The sequence below is a fragment of the Kitasatospora sp. NPDC001664 genome, from assembly GCF_053596675.1.
The window spans coordinates 47,480-63,754 of record NZ_JBSFGS010000011.1 but is presented as its reverse complement, the minus strand read 5'-3'; the positions used below and the strand labels follow the sequence as shown (position 1 = coordinate 63,754).

The window sequence follows — 16,275 nt, the reverse complement described above, 5'->3', positions numbered from 1 at the left end:
GAAACCTTCCCCGACCTGTCCGGGGCCGAGGGCGAGCAGGGCGAACCCCCGCTCGCGCCCTCGAATCCGCTGCGTGACCCCGCAGACCGACGGCTCCCGCGCATCGCGGGCCCGTCGGGCCTGGTCATCTTCGGGGTCACCGGCGACCTGTCGCGCAAGAAGCTGATGCCGGCCATCTACGACCTGGCCAACCGCGGCCTGCTGCCGCCGGGCTTCTCGCTCGTCGGCTTCGCCCGCCGCGAGTGGGAGGACGAGGACTTCGCCAAGGAGGTCCACGACGCGGTCAAGCAGCACGCCCGCACCCCCTTCCGCGAGGAGGTCTGGCAGCAGCTGGCCAAGGGCATGCGCTTCGTGCAGGGCACCTTCGACGACGACGAGGCGTTCGAGCACCTGCGCAAGACGATCATCGAGCTGGACGAGGCACAGGGCACCGGGGGCAACTTCGCCTTCTACCTGTCCGTCCCGCCCGGCGCCTTCCCGATCGTGGTCAAGCAGCTCAAGAAGCACGGGCTGGCCGACCCGCCGAAGGGCTCCTGGCGCCGCGCGGTGATCGAGAAGCCGTTCGGCCACGACCTGGCGAGCGCCCAGGAGTTGAACCGGATCGTCCACGAGGTCTTCCCCCGTGACGAGGTCTTCCGGATCGACCACTACCTCGGCAAGGAGACCGTCCAGAACATCCTGGCGCTCCGCTTCGCCAACTCGATGTTCGAGCCGATCTGGAACCGGTCCTACGTGGACCACGTGCAGATCACCATGGCCGAGGACATCGGCATCGGCGGCCGGGCCGGGTACTACGACGGCATCGGCTCGGCCCGCGACGTCATCCAGAACCACCTGCTCCAGCTGATGGCGCTCACCGCCATCGAGGAGCCGGCCTCCTTCCACCCCAAGGCCCTGGTGGCCGAGAAGCTCAAGGTGCTCAGCGCCGTCAAGCTCCCGGCCGACCTGGGCAAGCACACCGTCCGCGGCCAGTACGCGGCCGGCTGGCAGGGCGGCGAGGAGGTGGTCGGCTACCTGGACGAGGACGGCATCAACCCCGAGTCCAAGACCGACACCTACGCCGCCATCAAGCTGGAGATCAACAACCGCCGCTGGGCCGGGGTGCCGTTCTACCTGCGCACCGGCAAGCGGCTCGGCCGCCGGGTCACCGAGATCGCGGTGGTCTTCCAGCGCGCCCCGTACCTGCCGTTCGACTCCTACGCGACCGAGGAGCTGGGGCAGAACGCCCTGGTCATCCGGGTCCAGCCGGACGAGGGCGTCACCGTGCGGTTCGGTTCCAAGGTGCCGGGCACCTCCTTCGAGGTCCGCGACGTCACGATGGACTTCGCCTACGGCGAGTCCTTCACCGAGTCCAGCCCGGAGGCGTACGAGCGGCTCATCCTGGACGTGCTGCTCGGCGACGCCAACCTGTTCCCGCGCCACCAGGAGGTCGAGCTCTCCTGGCAGATCCTCGACCCGATCGAGCAGTACTGGGACACCCACGGCAAGCCCGCCCAGTACTCCTCCGGCACCTGGGGCCCCGCCGAGGCGGACGAGATGCTCGCACGAGACGGCAGGAGCTGGCGCCGGCCATGAAGACCGACCTCACCAACACCACCTCCAGCAAGATCAACGCGGCCCTGATGGACGCCCGCCGGGACAGCGGCTCCACCGCGGCCGGCATGGTCCTCACGCTGGTGATCGTCACCGACGAGGGCAGCGCGTACGACGCCCTCAAGGCCGCCAACGACGCCTCCCGCGAGCACCCCTCGCGCACCCTGGCCGTCATCAAGCGGGCCGGCCGCTCCCCGCGCGCCCGGGCCGAGACCCGGCTGGACGCCGAGATCCTGGTCGGCTCCGACGCGGGCTCGGGCGAGACCGTCATCCTCCGGATGCACGGCGAACTCGCCTCGCACGCCCAGTCGGTGGTCCTCCCGCTGCTGCTGCCGGACGCCCCCGTGGTGGTCTGGTGGCCGGAGAACGCCCCGCTGCACCCCGCCCAGGACCCGCTCGGCGCGCTGGCCCAGCGTCGGATCACCGACGCCGTCACCGCCGAGTCCCCGGTCGGCCAGCTGGCCCAGCGGGCCGCCAGCTACACCCCCGGCGACACCGACCTGGCCTGGACCCGGATCACCGGCTGGCGCTCCATGCTGGCCGCCGCCCTGGACCAGCGCCCGGTGACGATCACCTCCGCGGTGGTCGAGGGCGAGTCGTACAACCCGAGCGTCGAGCTGCTCGGCCTCTGGCTGACGACCCGTCTGCGGGTGCCGGTGGAGCGGGTGGTGACGGCCGGTCCGGGCATCACCTCGGTGACCCTGCGGACCGAGGACGGCGACATCGTCCTGGACCGCCCGGACGGCCTGATGGGCACCCTGTCGATGCCCGGTGCGCCGGACCGTCAGGTCGCCCTGAAGCGGCGGGAGACGGCCGAGCTGATCGCCGAGGAGCTGCGCCGGCTCGACCCGGACGACATCTACGCGGCCGCCGTGAAGACGCCGATCGAGCGCCTCAAGGAGCCCAGGTCGGAGCAGGTGACGGCTGCTCCGGTGGTCGAGGCCGCCGTCGCCGCCCCGCCCCGGGTCACCGCCCGGGTCGAGGAGGAGGCACCGGCCGCGACGGCTCCCGTGAAGAAGGCGCCGGCCGCGAGGAAGGTGCCGACCGCGAAGACGGCCACCGCCAAGAAGGCCGCCCCGGCCAAGAAGGCGGCACCGGCCAAGAAGACCGCCACCCGGAAGAAGGCCGGCTCGTGAGCACGGCCGCCACTCCCCAACTGGTGGTCCACGGCGACAAGGAGCTGATGGCGCAGGCGGCCGCGGCCCGGTTGATCACCCGGATCGTGGACGCCCAGGCCGCCCGCGGCACCGCCTCGGTGGTGCTCACCGGCGGCCGCAACGGCAACGCGCTGCTGGCCGCCATCGCCGCGTCCCCGGCCAGGGACGCGGTGGACTGGGCCCGGCTGGACATCTGGTGGGGCGACGAGCGCTACCTCCCCGCCGGGGATCCGGAGCGCAACGCCACCCAGGCCCGGGCCGAGCTGCTCGACGCGCTGCCGCTCGACCCGGCCCGGGTGCACGAGATGCCCGCCTCGGACGGCCCGGACGGCTCGGACGTGGAGTCCGCCGCCGCCCGGTACGCCGAGGAGCTGGCGAAGGCCGCCGGCCGCGGCGAGGTGCCCGAGTTCGACGTGCTGCTGCTCGGCGTCGGCCCGGACACCCACGTCGCCTCGCTCTTCCCCGAGCACCCCGGTGTGCGGGAGACCGAGCTGACCGTGGTCGGGGTCCGGGGCGCGCCCAAGCCCCCGCCCACCCGGGTCTCGCTGACCCTGCCCGCCATCCGGTCGGCCCGCGAGGTCTGGCTGCTGGCGGCCGGCGAGGACAAGGCCGGCGCGGTCGCGCTGGCCCTCTCCGGGCCGGGCGAGCTGCTGGCCCCGGCCTCGGCCGCCCAGGGCACCGTCCGCACCCTCTGGCTGCTGGACAGGGCGGCCGCGGCGAAGATCCCGCCGCAGCTGTACCCGCCCGCCTCGGCCTGACCCCGGGCAAGCGTCAGGGCCCGGTCTCCTCGTGGAGGCCGGGCCCTGCTGCGTGCCTGCTGTGGTCGACGCTCGTTCAGATCTCGCCGCGGAGCTTGGCCAGCGCCTCGGCGAGGATCGCCTCGCCGTCGGCGTCGGTGCGACGCTCGCGGACGTAGGCGAGGTGGGTCTTGTAGGGCTCGTTGCGCGAGGGCGCCGGCGGGTTGTGCTCGTCCTGGCCGGCCGGGAAGCCGCAGCGGGGGCAGTCCCAGGTGTCCGGGATGACCGCCTCCGCAGCGAAGCTCGGCTTGGTCTCGTGCTTGTTCGCACACCAGAAGGAGATCCGGTTGCGGGGGGCGGACTCGCCGCGCTCCGCCTCGCCCATCGGGCCGGCACCGACTCTGCTGCCACGGATGGCGTTGCCACTTGCCACGGTCTGACTCCCTGCGAAGGCTTACTGGTGCGTTGCGATCTCGGCCGCTGCCCGGGAAAGGGGCTGGAACGCCCACGCCCGGTGGCGAAGTCGTCCTAGTGTAAGCAGCGGTTAAGGATCTGTCCGCACCACTCCCGGCACTTCACCGCTTTCGAGCATAAGCCGCGATGCGACGCCGCGTCAGGAGTCCGGCAGTACCCGCGGGACCCGAAGTGTGGTGTCAGCCCTTGTACTTGAGCACCAGGCCGAGCACCACGATGCTGGCGAACCAGCCGATGCCGACGATGATGGTGATCCGGTCGAGGTTGCGCTCGGCGACCGCCGAACCGCCACCGGTGGACATCGCGCCACCACCGAACATGTCGGAGAGACCGCCGCCCTTGCCCTTGTGCAGCAGCACCAGGAGGACCATCAGCAGGCTGAAGACGATCAGGGCAATCGTGAACCCGAGAACCACAGCGGGACCAATCTCTCGTATCTTCGGCGAAGGGGCCGGGCCGCTGACGGCGGTCCCGGCCCCAAAGCCTACGTTGCTGGAGCGGCGTTAGCCTACTGCCTGCTCACGGTAGCGCACGATCTTGACGAACTCGTCGGCGTCCAGCGAGGCACCGCCGATCAGCGCACCGTCCACGTCGGGCTTGGCCATCAGGCCGGCCGCGCTCGAGGACTTGACCGAACCGCCGTACAGCACACGGACCTTGTCGGCCAGCTCGGCCGAGTACAGCTCGCCCAGGCGGACCCGGATCGCGGCGCAGACCTCCTGCGCGTCCTCCGGGGTGGCCACCTCGCCGGTGCCGATCGCCCAGACCGGCTCGTACGCGACCACGATCGACTCGGCGTCGGAAGCCGGGACGCCGTCGAGCGCACCGTCCAGCTGGGCCAGGGTGTACTCGACGTGGGTGCCGGCCTTGCGGATGTCCAGCGGCTCGCCGACGCACAGGATCGGGGTGACCCCGTTCCGGTAGGCGGCCTTGACCTTGGCGTTGACGATCTCCTCGTTCTCGCCGTGGTACTGGCGGCGCTCCGAGTGGCCGATGGCCACGAAGGTGCACTTGAGCTTGGAGAGCATCGGGCCGGAGATCTCACCGGTGTAGGCACCGGAGTCGTGCGCCGAGAGGTCCTGGGCACCGTACTTGAGCTTCAGCTTGTCGCCGTCCACCAGGGTCTGCACGGAGCGCAGGTCGGTGAAGGGGACCAGGACGGCGACCTCGACGGCCTCGTAGTCCTTGTCGGCCAGCGAGAACGCCAGCGCCTGGGTGTGGCGGATGGCCTCGAAGTGGTCGAGGTTCATCTTCCAGTTGCCCGCCATCAGCGGGAGACGGTCCGTCATGTCTCAGTCCTCCAGGGCGGCGAGACCGGGGAGGGTCTTGCCCTCCAGGTACTCGAGGCTGGCGCCACCGCCGGTCGAAATGTGCCCGAACTCGTTCTCGTCGAAGCCCAGGATGCGGACGGCGGCGGCGGAGTCGCCACCACCGACCACGGTGAACGCGTCACTGTCCAGCAGCGCCTGCGCGACGGCCTTGGTGCCCTCGGCGAAGGCCGGGTGCTCGAAGACGCCGACCGGGCCGTTCCAGAACACGGTCTTCGCGTCGGCCAGCTTCTCGGCGAAGAGCCGCTGGGTCTTCGGGCCGATGTCCAGGCCCTCCTTGTCGGCGGGGATCTTGTCCGCGTCGACGATCTCGAAGTCCTCGACCGGGGCGTGGGTCTTGGTGTCCGGGAAGCTGGCGGAGATCGCCACGTCGACCGGGATCACGAACTCGACGCCGGTCTCCTCGCCGCGCTTGAGGTACTCCAGCACGGTGGGGATCTGGTCCTTCTGCAGCAGCGAGATGCCGACCTCGTGGCCCTTGGCCGCGAGGAAGGTGTACGCCATGCCGCCGCCGATCAGGATGCGGTCGGCCTTGCCGAGCAGGTTGTCGATGACGCCGACCTTGTCGGAGACCTTGGAGCCGCCGAGCACCACCACGTAGGGGCGCTCCACCTCCTCGGTCAGGCGCTTGAGCACGCCGACCTCGGTGGCGATCAGGTCGCCGACCGCGTGCGGCAGGCGCTTGGGCAGGTCGTACACCGAGGCGTGCTTGCGGTGCACCGCACCGAAGCCGTCGCCCACGTAGAGGTCGGCCAGGGCGGCCAGTTCGTCGGCGAAGGCACCGCGCTCGGCGTCGTCCTTCGCGGTCTCGCCGGCGTTGAAGCGCAGGTTCTCCAGCAGCGTGACCTCGCCGTCGCCCAGGGCGGCGACGGTGGCCTTCGCGCTCTCGCCCACGGTGTCGGCGGCGAAGGACACCGGCCGGCCGAGGATCTCGCCGAGTCGCACGGCGACCGGGGCGAGCGAGAACTGCGGGTCGGACTCGCCCTTGGGGCGGCCCAGGTGGGAAGCGACGATCACCTTGGCACCGGCCGCGACCAGCTTGGCGATGGTCGGGGCGACGGCGCGGATGCGGCCGTCGTCGGTGATGGCGCCGTTGGACAGCGGCACGTTGAGGTCGGCGCGGACGAACACCCGCTGGCCGTTGACCTGGAGGTCTTCGATCTTCTTCACGGTGGACGGATCTCCTGGGAAGAGGAGGTGGAAGCGGCACGACGGCGGACCGCTCGGCAGTGGCTACCCGGGGGTCCCGACCCGGGTTCGAGACGCAGAGCAGGGGCCCGAACGCGGGGCGTCCGGGCTCCTGCTCACATCACATCAGCTTCCGCTGGATCAGAGCTGGCCACCGACGAGGGTGGTGAGGTTGACCAGGCGGTTCGAGTAACCCCACTCGTTGTCGTACCAGCCGAAGACCTTGACCTGGTTGCCCTGGACCATGGTCATCAGCGAGTCGAAGATCGTGGAGAACGGCGAGTTCACGATGTCGGAGGAGACGATCGGGTCCTCGGTGTACTGCAGGATGCCCTTGAGGGAGCCCTCGGAGGCCTTCTGGAAGGCCTCGTTGACCTCCGCCACGGTGACCTCGCGCTCGAGGGTCACCACGAGGTCGGTGATCGAGCCGGTCGGGACCGGGACGCGCAGCGAGGTGCCGTCCAGCTTGCCCTTGAGCTCGGGGAGGACCAGGGCGGTGGCCTTGGCGGCGCCCGTCGAGGTCGGGATGATGTTGATGGACGCCGCGCGCGCACGACGCAGGTCCTTGTGCGGGAAGTCCAGCGTCACCTGGTCGTTGGTGAACGCGTGCACCGTGGTCATCAGACCCTTGACGATGCCGAAGTTCTCCTGGAGCACCTTCGCGATCGGCGCCACGCAGTTGGTGGTGCACGAGGCGTTGGAGATCACGGTGTGCTTCGCGGCGTCGTACTTCTCGTCGTTGACGCCCATCACGATGGTGACGTCCTCGTCCGTCGCCGGCGCCGAGATGATGACCTTCTTCGCACCGGCGGTGACGTGCTTCTTCGCAGCGTCCGCCTTGGTGAAGATGCCGGTGGACTCGATGACGATGTCCACGCCCAGCTCGCCCCACGGCAGGTTCGCCGGGTCGCGCTCGGCGATCACCTTGAAGGTGTGGCCGTCGACGGTGATGCTGTCGGCGGTGTGCGACACCTCGGCCTGGAGGGTTCCGAGGATCGAGTCGTACTTGAGGAGGTGCGCCAGGGTCTTGGTGTCGGTCAGGTCGTTCACGCCGACGATCTCGATGTCCGCGCCCTGGGACTTAACCGCGCGGAAGAAGTTACGGCCAATGCGGCCGAATCCATTGATGCCTACCCGGATCGTCACGAACCGATCTCCTTAGTGGGTACGTCGGTTGCCCGACGCGATGGAAATGGGATGTCCCCGACCACCTATGACCCTACCCCTCCGGGGCCTGCCTGGGCACATCGCCTCACCGCCGCAGGCCTGCCCTGACGGGCCTCCGGGACCTTGTCAGGGCCTACGTCCCGGCCCCGCAGGGCAGTTGGGCCCGGCCTCCGGGCACCTGACGGGGCGTCGGGTGACACGAAGGCCGGTGTCCACGATGTGGACACCGGCCGTTCGGTGGGTGGGCCCGCTGAGGCTCCGTCAGTTCGTGCCCGACCCGTCAGTTCATCGCCATCTCGTCGGTGAGGCTGGCCTCGGTGCTCGGCAGGCCGAGCTCGGAGGCGCGCTTGTCGGCCATCGCCAGCAGCCGGCGGATCCGGCCGGCCACCGCGTCCTTGGTGAGCGGCGGGTCGGCGAGCGCGCCGAGCTCCTCCAGCGAGGCCTGCTTGTGCTGCATCCGCAGCTGGCCGGCGGCCGCCAGGTGCTCGGGCACCTCCTCGCCGAGGATCTCCAGCGCCCGCTGCACCCGGGCGCCGGCCGCCACCGCGGCCCGGGCCGAGCGGCGCAGGTTGGCGTCGTCGAAGTTGGCCAGCCGGTTGGCGGTGGCGCGCACCTCGCGCCGCATCCGGCGCTCCTCCCAGGCCAGCACCGACTCGTGCGCGCCGAGCCGGGTGAGCAGCGCGCCGATCGCGTCGCCGTCCCGGATCACCACCCGGTCCACCCCGCGCACCTCGCGGGCCTTGGCCGGGATGCCCAGCCGGCGGGCCGCGCCGACCAGGGCCAGCGCCGCCTCGGAGCCGGGGCAGGTGATCTCCAGGGAGGAGGAGCGGCCCGGCTCGGTCAGCGAGCCGTGCGCCAGGAAGGCACCGCGCCAGGCCGCCTCCGCGTCACAGGTCGCGCCCGAGACCACCGCCGGGGGGAGACCCCGGATCGGGCGCCCGCGCCCGTCCACCAGCCCGGTCTGCCGGGCCAGCAACTCGCCGTCCTTGACCACCCGCACCACGTACCGGCTGCCGCGGCGCAGCCCGCCGGGGGCCATCACCACCAGGTCCGAGGAGTGTCCGAAGATCTCCAACAGGTCCTTGCGCAGCCTGCGGGCCGCAATGCCGGTGTCCAGCTCCGCCTCGATCACGATCCGGCCGCTCACAATGTGCAGACCGCCCGCGAACCGGAGGATCGCCGAGACCTCTGCCTTGCGGCAGCAGGCCCGGGTGACGGGGAGCCGGCTGATTTCGTCCTTGACCGCTGCCGTCATCGCCATGGGCCGATCCTTCCATGTGTCCGGAAAATCCGGTCGTACGCAGCCGCCAACAGCTCCCGGTCGTGTCGCGGCGTGCCGTCCGCGGCGGCGACCCGGTCGAGCACCAGTGCGGCACCCATCCGTCCGGCGGCCTTCTCCAGTCCGGCCAGGTCCGCCTGGCCGAAGGCGCCACCGGTGACGGCGCGCTCGTCGACAAGGATCGCATCCACCGAGAGCCCCGGAGCGTGGTCGGCGAACACCTCCAGGTGGCGCTGCGGGGTGAAGCCCTCGGTCTCGCCGGGCTGCGGGGCCAGGTTGAGGGTGAGCAGGCGGCGGGCCCGGGTGTCGGCGAGGGCCGCGGCCAGCTCGGGGACCAGCAGGTGCGGCAGCACGCTGGTGAACCAGGAGCCGGGGCCGAGCACCACCCAGTCCGCGTCCAGCACCGCCTTGACCGCCTCCGGGACGGCCGGGGGCTCCTCCGGCAGCAGCCGGATCGACTGCACCGTGCCGGGGGTGACGGCCACGTGGGCCTGGCCGCGGACGGCGGTCAGCTCGGCCGGGCGGGCCGGGTCGTGCCCGCGCACCTCGGCCTCGATGTCCAGCGGCACCGCCGACATCGGCAGCACCCGGCCCTGCACGTTGAGCAGCTTGCCGACCCAGTCCAGGGCGGCCACCGGATCACCGAGCTTCTCCCAGAGGGCGACGATCAGCAGGTTGCCGACCGCGTGGCCGCCGAGTTCGCCGTCGCCGGTGAAGCGCTGCTGGATCACCTCGGACCAGGTCCGGCCCCACTCGTCGTCCCCGCAGAGCGCGGCCAGCGCCTTGCGCAGGTCGCCCGGCGGGAGCACGCCCAGCTCGGCCCGGAGCCGGCCGCTGGAGCCGCCGTCGTCGGCGACGGTGACCACGGCGGTCAGCTCGGTGGTGAGCCGGCGCAGCGCGGAGAGCGAGGCGGACAACCCCTGACCGCCGCCGAGCGCGGTGATTCTGGGCGCACGCCGCTGCCGCGCCGGTGCCTGCCCCGCCACCGAGTGACCCACCACTGCCACGCCGACCCCAGTCCGTCGTTCCGCCATGCCTGTACGAGCGACAGCGGGGCCGGATCCGTCACTCCCCGGTGGTGGGAACCCCTGTGCCCAGGACGCCGGTGGTCACTCCCTGCCCATGTCGCGGTGGACCAGCACCGTCTCGACGCCGTCCGCGATCAGACGCTTCGTCAGACGCTCGGACATCGCCACGCTGCGATGCTTCCCACCGGTGCAGCCTACGGCAAGGGTCATGTACCGCTTGCCCTCCCGGCGGTAGCCCTCCGTGACGATCTTGAGGAGCTCGGCGTAGCCGTTGAGGAACTCGTTCGACCCCGGCTGCTGGAAGACGTAGTCGGCCACGTCCGGGTCGGTGCCGGTGCGGGCCCGCAGCTCGGGGACCCAGTGCGGATTGGGCAGGAAGCGGCAGTCCACCACCAGGTCGGCGTCGACCGGCAGGCCGTACTTGAAGCCGAAGGACATCACGGTGGCGCGCAGCTCGGGCTCGTCGTGGTCGGCGAACTGGGCGTCGAGCTTGGCCCGGAGCTGATGGACGTTCAGGTCGGAGGTGTCGATCACCAGGTCGGCCTCGCCGCGCAGCTCGCGCAGCAGGTCGCGCTCGCGCTCGATGCCGTCCACGATCCGCCCGTCCGCCTGCAGCGGGTGCGGGCGGCGGACCGACTCGAAGCGGCGCACCAGGGCGTCCTCGGAGGACTCCAGGAAGACCACCCGGAGCCGGACCCCGCGCTTCTCCAGCTCCTCCAGCGAGGTGAGCAGGTCGTCGAAGAACTTGCGCCCGCGGACGTCCACCACCACGCCGATCCGGGGCACCGCGCCCTGGGAGCGGGCGCCGAGGTCCACCATGGTCGGGATCAGGGCCGGCGGGAGGTTGTCCACCACGAACCAGCCCAGGTCCTCCAGGCACTTGGCGGCGGTGCTCCGCCCCGCTCCGGACATGCCGGAGATGATCACCAGCTCGGGGGAGTTCTCTCCGCCACCCGTCTTCTGGGTGGTGCCCCCGTGGTCTGCCGCAGTCACTTCTGGTCCCCGCTCTCGGTACTGCCGAACCTGCTGTCGTCGTCCATGCTGTCGTCAATGATCTCGCCGGTGGCGGTGTTCACCGCCGGAGCGGCGGGTGTACGGACGGCCAACGCCGCCACAACAGTCTCCGCCGTGCGCCGGCCGATGCCCGGCACCTCGCAGATCTCCTCCACGGTGGCGGCCCGCAGCTTCTTCAACGAGCCGAAGTGCTTGAGCAGCGCCTGGCGGCGAGTCTCGCCGAGGCCGGGGACGGAGTCCAGCTCCCCCGCCGTGAGCCGCTTGGCGCGCTTGCCGCGCTGGTAGGCGATCGCGAAGCGGTGCGCCTCGTCGCGGACCCGCTGGAGCAGGTAGAGGCCCTCGCTGGAGCGCGGCAGCACGACCGGGTCGGCCTCGCCGGGCAGCCAGACCTCCTCCAGCCGCTTGGCCAGCCCGCAGACCGCCACGTCGTCGATGCCCAGCTCGTCCAACGCCCGCTGGGCGGCGGCGACCTGGGGCTGCCCGCCGTCGACCACCACCAGCTGCGGCGGGTAGGCGAAGCGCTTGGGGCGGCCGTCCTCGGTGCGCGGGCCGGCCGCGGGCTCCTCCTCCTCGGGCACCGCCCACTCCCCCGTCTGCTCGCGCTCCTGGAGGTAGCGGCGGAACCGGCGGGTGATCACCTCGTGCATGGAGCGGACGTCGTCCTGCCCCTCGAAGCCCTTGATCTGGAAGCGCCGGTACTCGCTCTTGCGGGCCAGCCCGTCCTCGAAGACCACCATCGAGGCGACCACGTCCTGGCCCTGGAGGTGGGAGATGTCGAAGCACTCGATGCGCAGCGGCACCGACTCCAGCTCCAGCGCCTCGGAGATCTCCTGGAGCGCCCGGCTACGGGTCGTCAGGTCCGAGGCGCGCTTGGTCTTGTGCAGCACCAGCGACTGCTGGGCGTTCTTCTGCACGGTGGCCATCAGGTCCTTCTTGTCCCCGCGCTGGGGCACCCGCAGGTCCACCTGGGCGCCGCGCAGGCCGGTCAGCCACTCCTGCACCGGCCCGACCGGATCGGGCAGCGCGGGCACCAGCACCTCGCGCGGCACGGTCTCGGAGCCGCCGCCGTAGAGCTGCTGGAGCGCGTGCTCCACCAGGCCGGCGGTGTCCACGTCCTCGACCTTGTCGGTGACCCAGCCGCGCTGGCCGCGGACCCGGCCGCCGCGGACGTGGAAGATCTGGACGGCGGCCTCCAGCTCGTCCTCGGCCAGCGCCAGCAGGTCGGCGTCGGTGCCGTCGGCGAGCACCACCGCGTTCTTCTCCATCGCGCGCCTGAGCGCGCCGAGGTCGTCGCGCAGCCGGGCGGCCTTCTCGTACTCCATCGCGGCGGCGGCCTGCTGCATCTCCTGCTCCAGCCGGCGCAGGTGGTTGCCCGTCCGGCCGGCCATGAAGTCGCAGAACTCCTCGGCCAGTTCGGCGTGGTCCTCGGCGGAGATCCGGCCCACGCAGGGGGCCGCGCACTTGCCGATGTAGCCGAGCAGACAGGGGCGGCCGATCTGCTGGGCGCGCTTGAACACCCCGTTGGAACACGTCCGCACCGGGAAGACCCGGAGCATCAGGTCGACCGTCTCGCGGATCGCCCAGGCGTGGCCGTAGGGCCCGAAGTACCGCACGCCCTTCTTGTGCGCCCCGCGCATCACCTGGACCCGCGGGAACTGCTCGTTGAGGGTGACCGCGAGCTCCGGATAGCTCTTGTCGTCCCGGTACTTGACGTTGAACCGGGGGTCGAACTCCTTGATCCAGGAGTACTCCAGCTGCAGCGCCTCGACCTCGGTGGCCACCACCGTCCACTCCACCGAGGCGGCCGTGGTGACCATCGTCGCGGTGCGGGGGTGCAGGTTGGCCACGTCCTGGAAGTACGAGGAGAGCCGGGGCCGCAGGCTCTTGGCCTTCCCCACGTAGATGACCCGGCCGTGCCCGTCACGGAACTTGTACACGCCGGGCGAGGTCGGAATGGCCCCGGGAGCGGGCCGGTACGTGGAGGGGTCTGCCATAGTCCCCTACCGTACCGACCCGGACGGACACCCCGGGGCACTGTCCGTCAGCTACGGGCCCTCTCAGGCCCCGATCGCGGTGAGCACCTCCTGCGCGGCGCGGACGCCTTCTGTGGCACCGCCCTCCATGTAGCCCTGGAAGTCGTACGAGGTGTGCTCGCCGGCGAGGTGCAGGCGGCCCTGGGCGGTGCCCTCGTAGCCGGCGCAGGTGGTGAGGTAGCCGACCGGCCAGCAGGAGTAGGCGCCCAGCGTGGTGGGGTTGAGGTGCCAGGCAGAGAGGGTGGCCTTCCCGGTCCAGGCGGCCTTGGTGCCGGGCCAGAGCCGGTCGATCTGGGTGAGCCGGTCGGTGGCCATGGCCCGGGTGTAGGCGGTGCCGGCGTCGGTGAAGGGGGCGCCCGGGGCGAGGGCCCGGGCCGGGGTGCCGCCGTGGTACTGGACCAGGATGCCGCCGGATCCGGGCTGGCCCTTCGTCACGTCCCAGGCCTGCTGGAAGGGCTGGTCGCTGAAGCACTCGCCGCTGGACACCCCGGGCCAGGGGCCGGTGCCGGTCCACGGGCGGCTGCTGGTCTGCATGTTGAGCTTGGTGCAGTAGCCCATGGTCATGTCGGTGAGCACCCGCTTCATCAGCGGGTCGAGACCGGCCCCGGCGAGGTCGACGCGCTGCTGGAGCACCGGCAGCGGCAGGGCCAGGATCGTGTGGTCGGCGGTGACGGTCTTCGTACCGCCGCCGTCCAGCTCGAAGGTGAGGGTCTGGCTGCCGTCCGCGTTCCGGGTGACGGCGAGCAGGGTGTGCCCGGGCTGGACGGTGCCGGCCGGGAGTGCCGCCCGGATCGCCTTCGGCACCTGGTCGTTGCCGCCGGTGACGTGGTAGCGCTCGTCGCTGCCGCCCCAGATGTTGAAGCTGCCGGGGTTGGCCTGCCAGGAGAGCATCAGCAGCAGCGCGTAGGAGGACTGCGCGGTGGTGTCGGCGCCGTACTCGACCGCGTAGGCGACGTCCAACAGGGCGCCCAGGCGGCTGGAGGTGCCGCCGGGGACCCTGGTCTCGATCCACTCCCGCACCGACATCCGGTCCAGGGCCACGGCGGCCTGGTTGTGGTCGGCCCAGGTCGGCGCGGAGCCGCCGGCCTGGATGTCGGCCTTGACGGTCTGCCAGATCTGCTTGAACTCGGCGTTGGCGGTCTCCCTCGGGTAGTAGCCGCCCTGGAACTGCAGGGTCTGCTCGCCGTCCGAGAAGTGCCGGATCGAGGTGGTGGCCAGGCCGAAGCGCCGGCAGAGCCGGAGCATCTCGTGGTGCCCGGTGTCGATCAACTCGGCGCCGTACTCGGAGACCTGGCCGCCGGCCCAGTCGGTCTTGGAGTACATCCGGCCGCCGACCCGGGCCGTCTCCGCCTCGTAGACGGTGGCCGGGATGCCCTTGTCGGCCAGCGTGAGGGCGGCGTTCAGCCCGGAGATCCCGGCGCCGACGATCGCGATCCGGGGCGGGGTGCCCTTGTACTTGGCCGTGTCGGCGACGGTGGCCGCCCGGGCCTTCGGCGCGACGGCGATCCCGGCCGCGCCCAGGCCGAGCGCGGCGGCGCGGGCCAGCAGGGCGCGGCGGGAGGGGCCGTCGGGCTCGGCCAGTGCCTCGTCGCGGAAACCGGCGTACTCGTCAGCGGGCAGCCGCAGCCGCTCGGCGGCGGCGCGGTCGGCGAGGGCGGAGCGGAGCAGGCGGGCGTACGGAGTGCGGGCCATGTGGGGGTGCCTCCTGACGGGGTGTGGGGGGTGCCCGGGCCGTGGGGGCGGCCCGGGCGGGTGGTGACGGCGGGTCAGACCGTGACGGGCTCGCCCGCGGTGCGCTCCTGGGCGTCCTCGACCACCAGGCGGCCCATCACCTCGTACTTGGCCGGGTGCCTGGCCCGCATGTACAGCGCCAGGCCCAGGCCGCCGAGGAAGACGGCGCCGACGATCCACGGGATCAGCTTGAAGAGCAGGGTCTGCGAGGCGGCCCCGGCGGCGGTGTCCAGGTTCGCCACCAGCAGGCCGATCGCGGCGAGCATGCCCAGCCCGCCGAGCAGCGGGGCGGTGAAGGTGCGGAACCAGTGCCGGCTCTCGGGGTGGTTGCGGCGGAAGTAGGCGATCACGGCGAAGGAGCAGAGCGTCTGCACCACCAGCAGCGCCAGCGTGCCGAGGATGGCCATCAGGGTGTAGAGCCCGGCGTACGGGTCCTGTCCGGCGATCCAGAAGCCGGCGACCACGGCCAGCGCGATCGCGGTCTGGGTGAAGGAGGCGACGTACGGCGAGTTGTGCTTCGGGTGGGTGCGCCCCAGCGCCGGGTGCAGGAAGCCCTCCCGGCCGATCGCGTAGAGGTAGCGCGAGGCGCACTGGTGGAAGGCCATGCCGCAGGCGAAGGCGCTGGTCACCATCAACCACTGGAACGCGGTGACGGCCCAACTCCCCAGGTAGGTACGGGCCGGAGCCAGAAACAGGTCCAGCGGGCCGCTGGAGGTGGCCAGGCCGACGGCGGCCTCCGGGGTGTCGGCGGCCAGCACCATCCAGGTGACGAAGGTGTACAGCACGCCGAGCGCCAGCACCGCGACCAGGGTGGCGCGCGGGATGATCCGGCGCGGGTCGCGGGACTCCTCGCCGTACATCGCGGTGGACTCGAAGCCGATCCAGGACCAGAAGCAGAAGAACAGGCCGACGCCCGCGTTCACCCCGGCGAAGGCACCGGTCGGGTTGAGGGTGCCGAGGTGCAGCCCGGACGGGCCGCCGCCGTGCAGCAGGATCGAGGCGGCCAGCAGCACCAGCATCAGCACCTCGCCGACCAGGAACACCCCGAGCAGCTTGGAGGCCACCTCCAGGTCGAAGTAGGAGAGCAGCGCGGTGACCGCCAGCATCGCCAGCGCGTAGACCTGCCAAGGGAGTTCGATACCGAACTGGGCCTCGACGGTCTGCTGCCCGAAGTAGGCGAAGATGCCGACGATGGAGGCCTCGAAGACCACGTAGGCCAGCACCGCGAGCAGCCCGGAGGCCATCCCGGCGATCCGGCCGAGCCCGTGCGAGACGAAGCCGTAGAACGCCCCGGCGGTGGTGATGTGCCGGGCCATCGCCACGTACCCGACGGTGAAGACGGTCAGCACCACCGTCACGAAGAGGAAGCCGGCCGGGGCGTGCACGCCGTTGCCGCCGCCCACCACCACCGGGAGGTTGCCGGTCATCGCCGTGATCGGCGCGGCGGTGGCCAGCGCCATGAAGACCACACCTGCCAGGCCCACCGAATTGGCTCTGAGCCGCTGCACGGTGGGCGGCGCCTGTTGCTCGACTGCGGACACGGTGA

General features: G+C 71.5%; 14 protein-coding genes. 3 read left to right on the top strand and 11 right to left on the bottom strand.

Features of this window, described 5'->3' with window-relative positions:
* Nucleotides 1–15 precede the first annotated feature (15 nt).
* The 3 genes from zwf to pgl are packed head-to-tail and all read left to right on the top strand — an operon-like array spanning nucleotide 16 to nucleotide 3,508.
* The gene (gene zwf, locus ACWCYY_RS17135) at nucleotides 16–1,575 is read left to right on the top strand and encodes a glucose-6-phosphate dehydrogenase (protein ID WP_380149100.1); all 1,560 of its coding nucleotides are present in this window, start codon (nucleotides 16–18) and stop codon (nucleotides 1,573–1,575) included.
* The gene (gene opcA / locus ACWCYY_RS17130) at nucleotides 1,572–2,729 is read left to right on the top strand and encodes a glucose-6-phosphate dehydrogenase assembly protein OpcA (RefSeq protein WP_345288660.1); all 1,158 of its coding nucleotides are present in this window, start codon (nucleotides 1,572–1,574) and stop codon (nucleotides 2,727–2,729) included. Before zwf ends, opcA begins: the two co-directional genes overlap by 4 nt.
* 47 nt (nucleotides 2,730–2,776) lie before the next feature.
* The gene (gene pgl, locus ACWCYY_RS17125) at nucleotides 2,777–3,508 is read left to right on the top strand and encodes a 6-phosphogluconolactonase (RefSeq protein ID WP_380149098.1); all 732 of its coding nucleotides are present in this window, start codon (nucleotides 2,777–2,779) and stop codon (nucleotides 3,506–3,508) included.
* A gap of 76 nt (nucleotides 3,509–3,584) precedes the next feature.
* On the opposite strand, the gene ACWCYY_RS17120 is transcribed toward pgl, so the two are convergent.
* The 11 genes from ACWCYY_RS17120 to ACWCYY_RS17070 all read right to left on the bottom strand — a co-directional run bounded on the left by ACWCYY_RS17120 (nucleotide 3,585) and on the right by ACWCYY_RS17070 (nucleotide 16,189).
* Complete coding sequence (locus ACWCYY_RS17120) at nucleotides 3,585–3,920, bottom strand: RNA polymerase-binding protein RbpA (protein WP_082598926.1); 336 nt, start codon at nucleotides 3,918–3,920, stop codon at nucleotides 3,585–3,587.
* Between the two features lie 220 nt (nucleotides 3,921–4,140).
* Entirely contained in the window at nucleotides 4,141–4,377 is a 237-nt protein-coding gene (gene secG / locus ACWCYY_RS17115; RefSeq protein ID WP_345288657.1) for a preprotein translocase subunit SecG, read from the bottom strand.
* A gap of 87 nt (nucleotides 4,378–4,464) precedes the next feature.
* Entirely contained in the window at nucleotides 4,465–5,250 is a 786-nt protein-coding gene (gene tpiA, locus ACWCYY_RS17110) for a triose-phosphate isomerase (protein WP_449796484.1), read from the bottom strand.
* A 3-nt stretch (nucleotides 5,251–5,253) separates the two neighbouring features.
* On the bottom strand, nucleotides 5,254–6,459 hold the full coding sequence (locus tag ACWCYY_RS17105) for a phosphoglycerate kinase (RefSeq protein WP_449796483.1): 1,206 nt from the start codon (nucleotides 6,457–6,459) through the stop codon (nucleotides 5,254–5,256).
* A 159-nt stretch (nucleotides 6,460–6,618) separates the two neighbouring features.
* Nucleotides 6,619–7,623, bottom strand: a complete 1,005-nt coding sequence (gene gap, locus ACWCYY_RS17100; protein WP_345288654.1) for a type I glyceraldehyde-3-phosphate dehydrogenase — start codon at nucleotides 7,621–7,623, stop codon at nucleotides 6,619–6,621.
* 301 nt (nucleotides 7,624–7,924) lie between these two features.
* Nucleotides 7,925–8,905: a DNA-binding protein WhiA gene (whiA, locus tag ACWCYY_RS17095; RefSeq protein ID WP_345288653.1), complete on the bottom strand. Its 981-nt coding sequence runs from the start codon at nucleotides 8,903–8,905 to the stop codon at nucleotides 7,925–7,927.
* On the bottom strand, nucleotides 8,896–9,957 hold the full coding sequence (locus ACWCYY_RS17090; RefSeq protein ID WP_380148997.1) for a gluconeogenesis factor YvcK family protein: 1,062 nt from the start codon (nucleotides 9,955–9,957) through the stop codon (nucleotides 8,896–8,898). Before ACWCYY_RS17090 ends, whiA begins: the two co-directional genes overlap by 10 nt.
* Nucleotides 9,958–10,032: 75 nt before the next feature.
* Nucleotides 10,033–10,944 carry an RNase adapter RapZ gene (gene rapZ / locus ACWCYY_RS17085; protein ID WP_345288651.1) on the bottom strand — a complete coding sequence of 304 codons (912 nt, stop codon included), beginning with the start codon at nucleotides 10,942–10,944 and terminating at the stop codon, nucleotides 10,033–10,035.
* Complete coding sequence (gene uvrC / locus ACWCYY_RS17080) at nucleotides 10,941–12,959, bottom strand: excinuclease ABC subunit UvrC (RefSeq protein WP_345288650.1); 2,019 nt, start codon at nucleotides 12,957–12,959, stop codon at nucleotides 10,941–10,943. Before uvrC ends, rapZ begins: the two co-directional genes overlap by 4 nt.
* A 63-nt stretch (nucleotides 12,960–13,022) precedes the next feature.
* Entirely contained in the window at nucleotides 13,023–14,690 is a 1,668-nt protein-coding gene (locus ACWCYY_RS17075; protein WP_345288649.1) for a flavin monoamine oxidase family protein, read from the bottom strand.
* 74 nt (nucleotides 14,691–14,764) lie between these two features.
* Complete coding sequence (locus ACWCYY_RS17070) at nucleotides 14,765–16,189, bottom strand: APC family permease (RefSeq protein ID WP_345288665.1); 1,425 nt, start codon at nucleotides 16,187–16,189, stop codon at nucleotides 14,765–14,767.
* Nucleotides 16,190–16,275 lie beyond the last annotated feature (86 nt).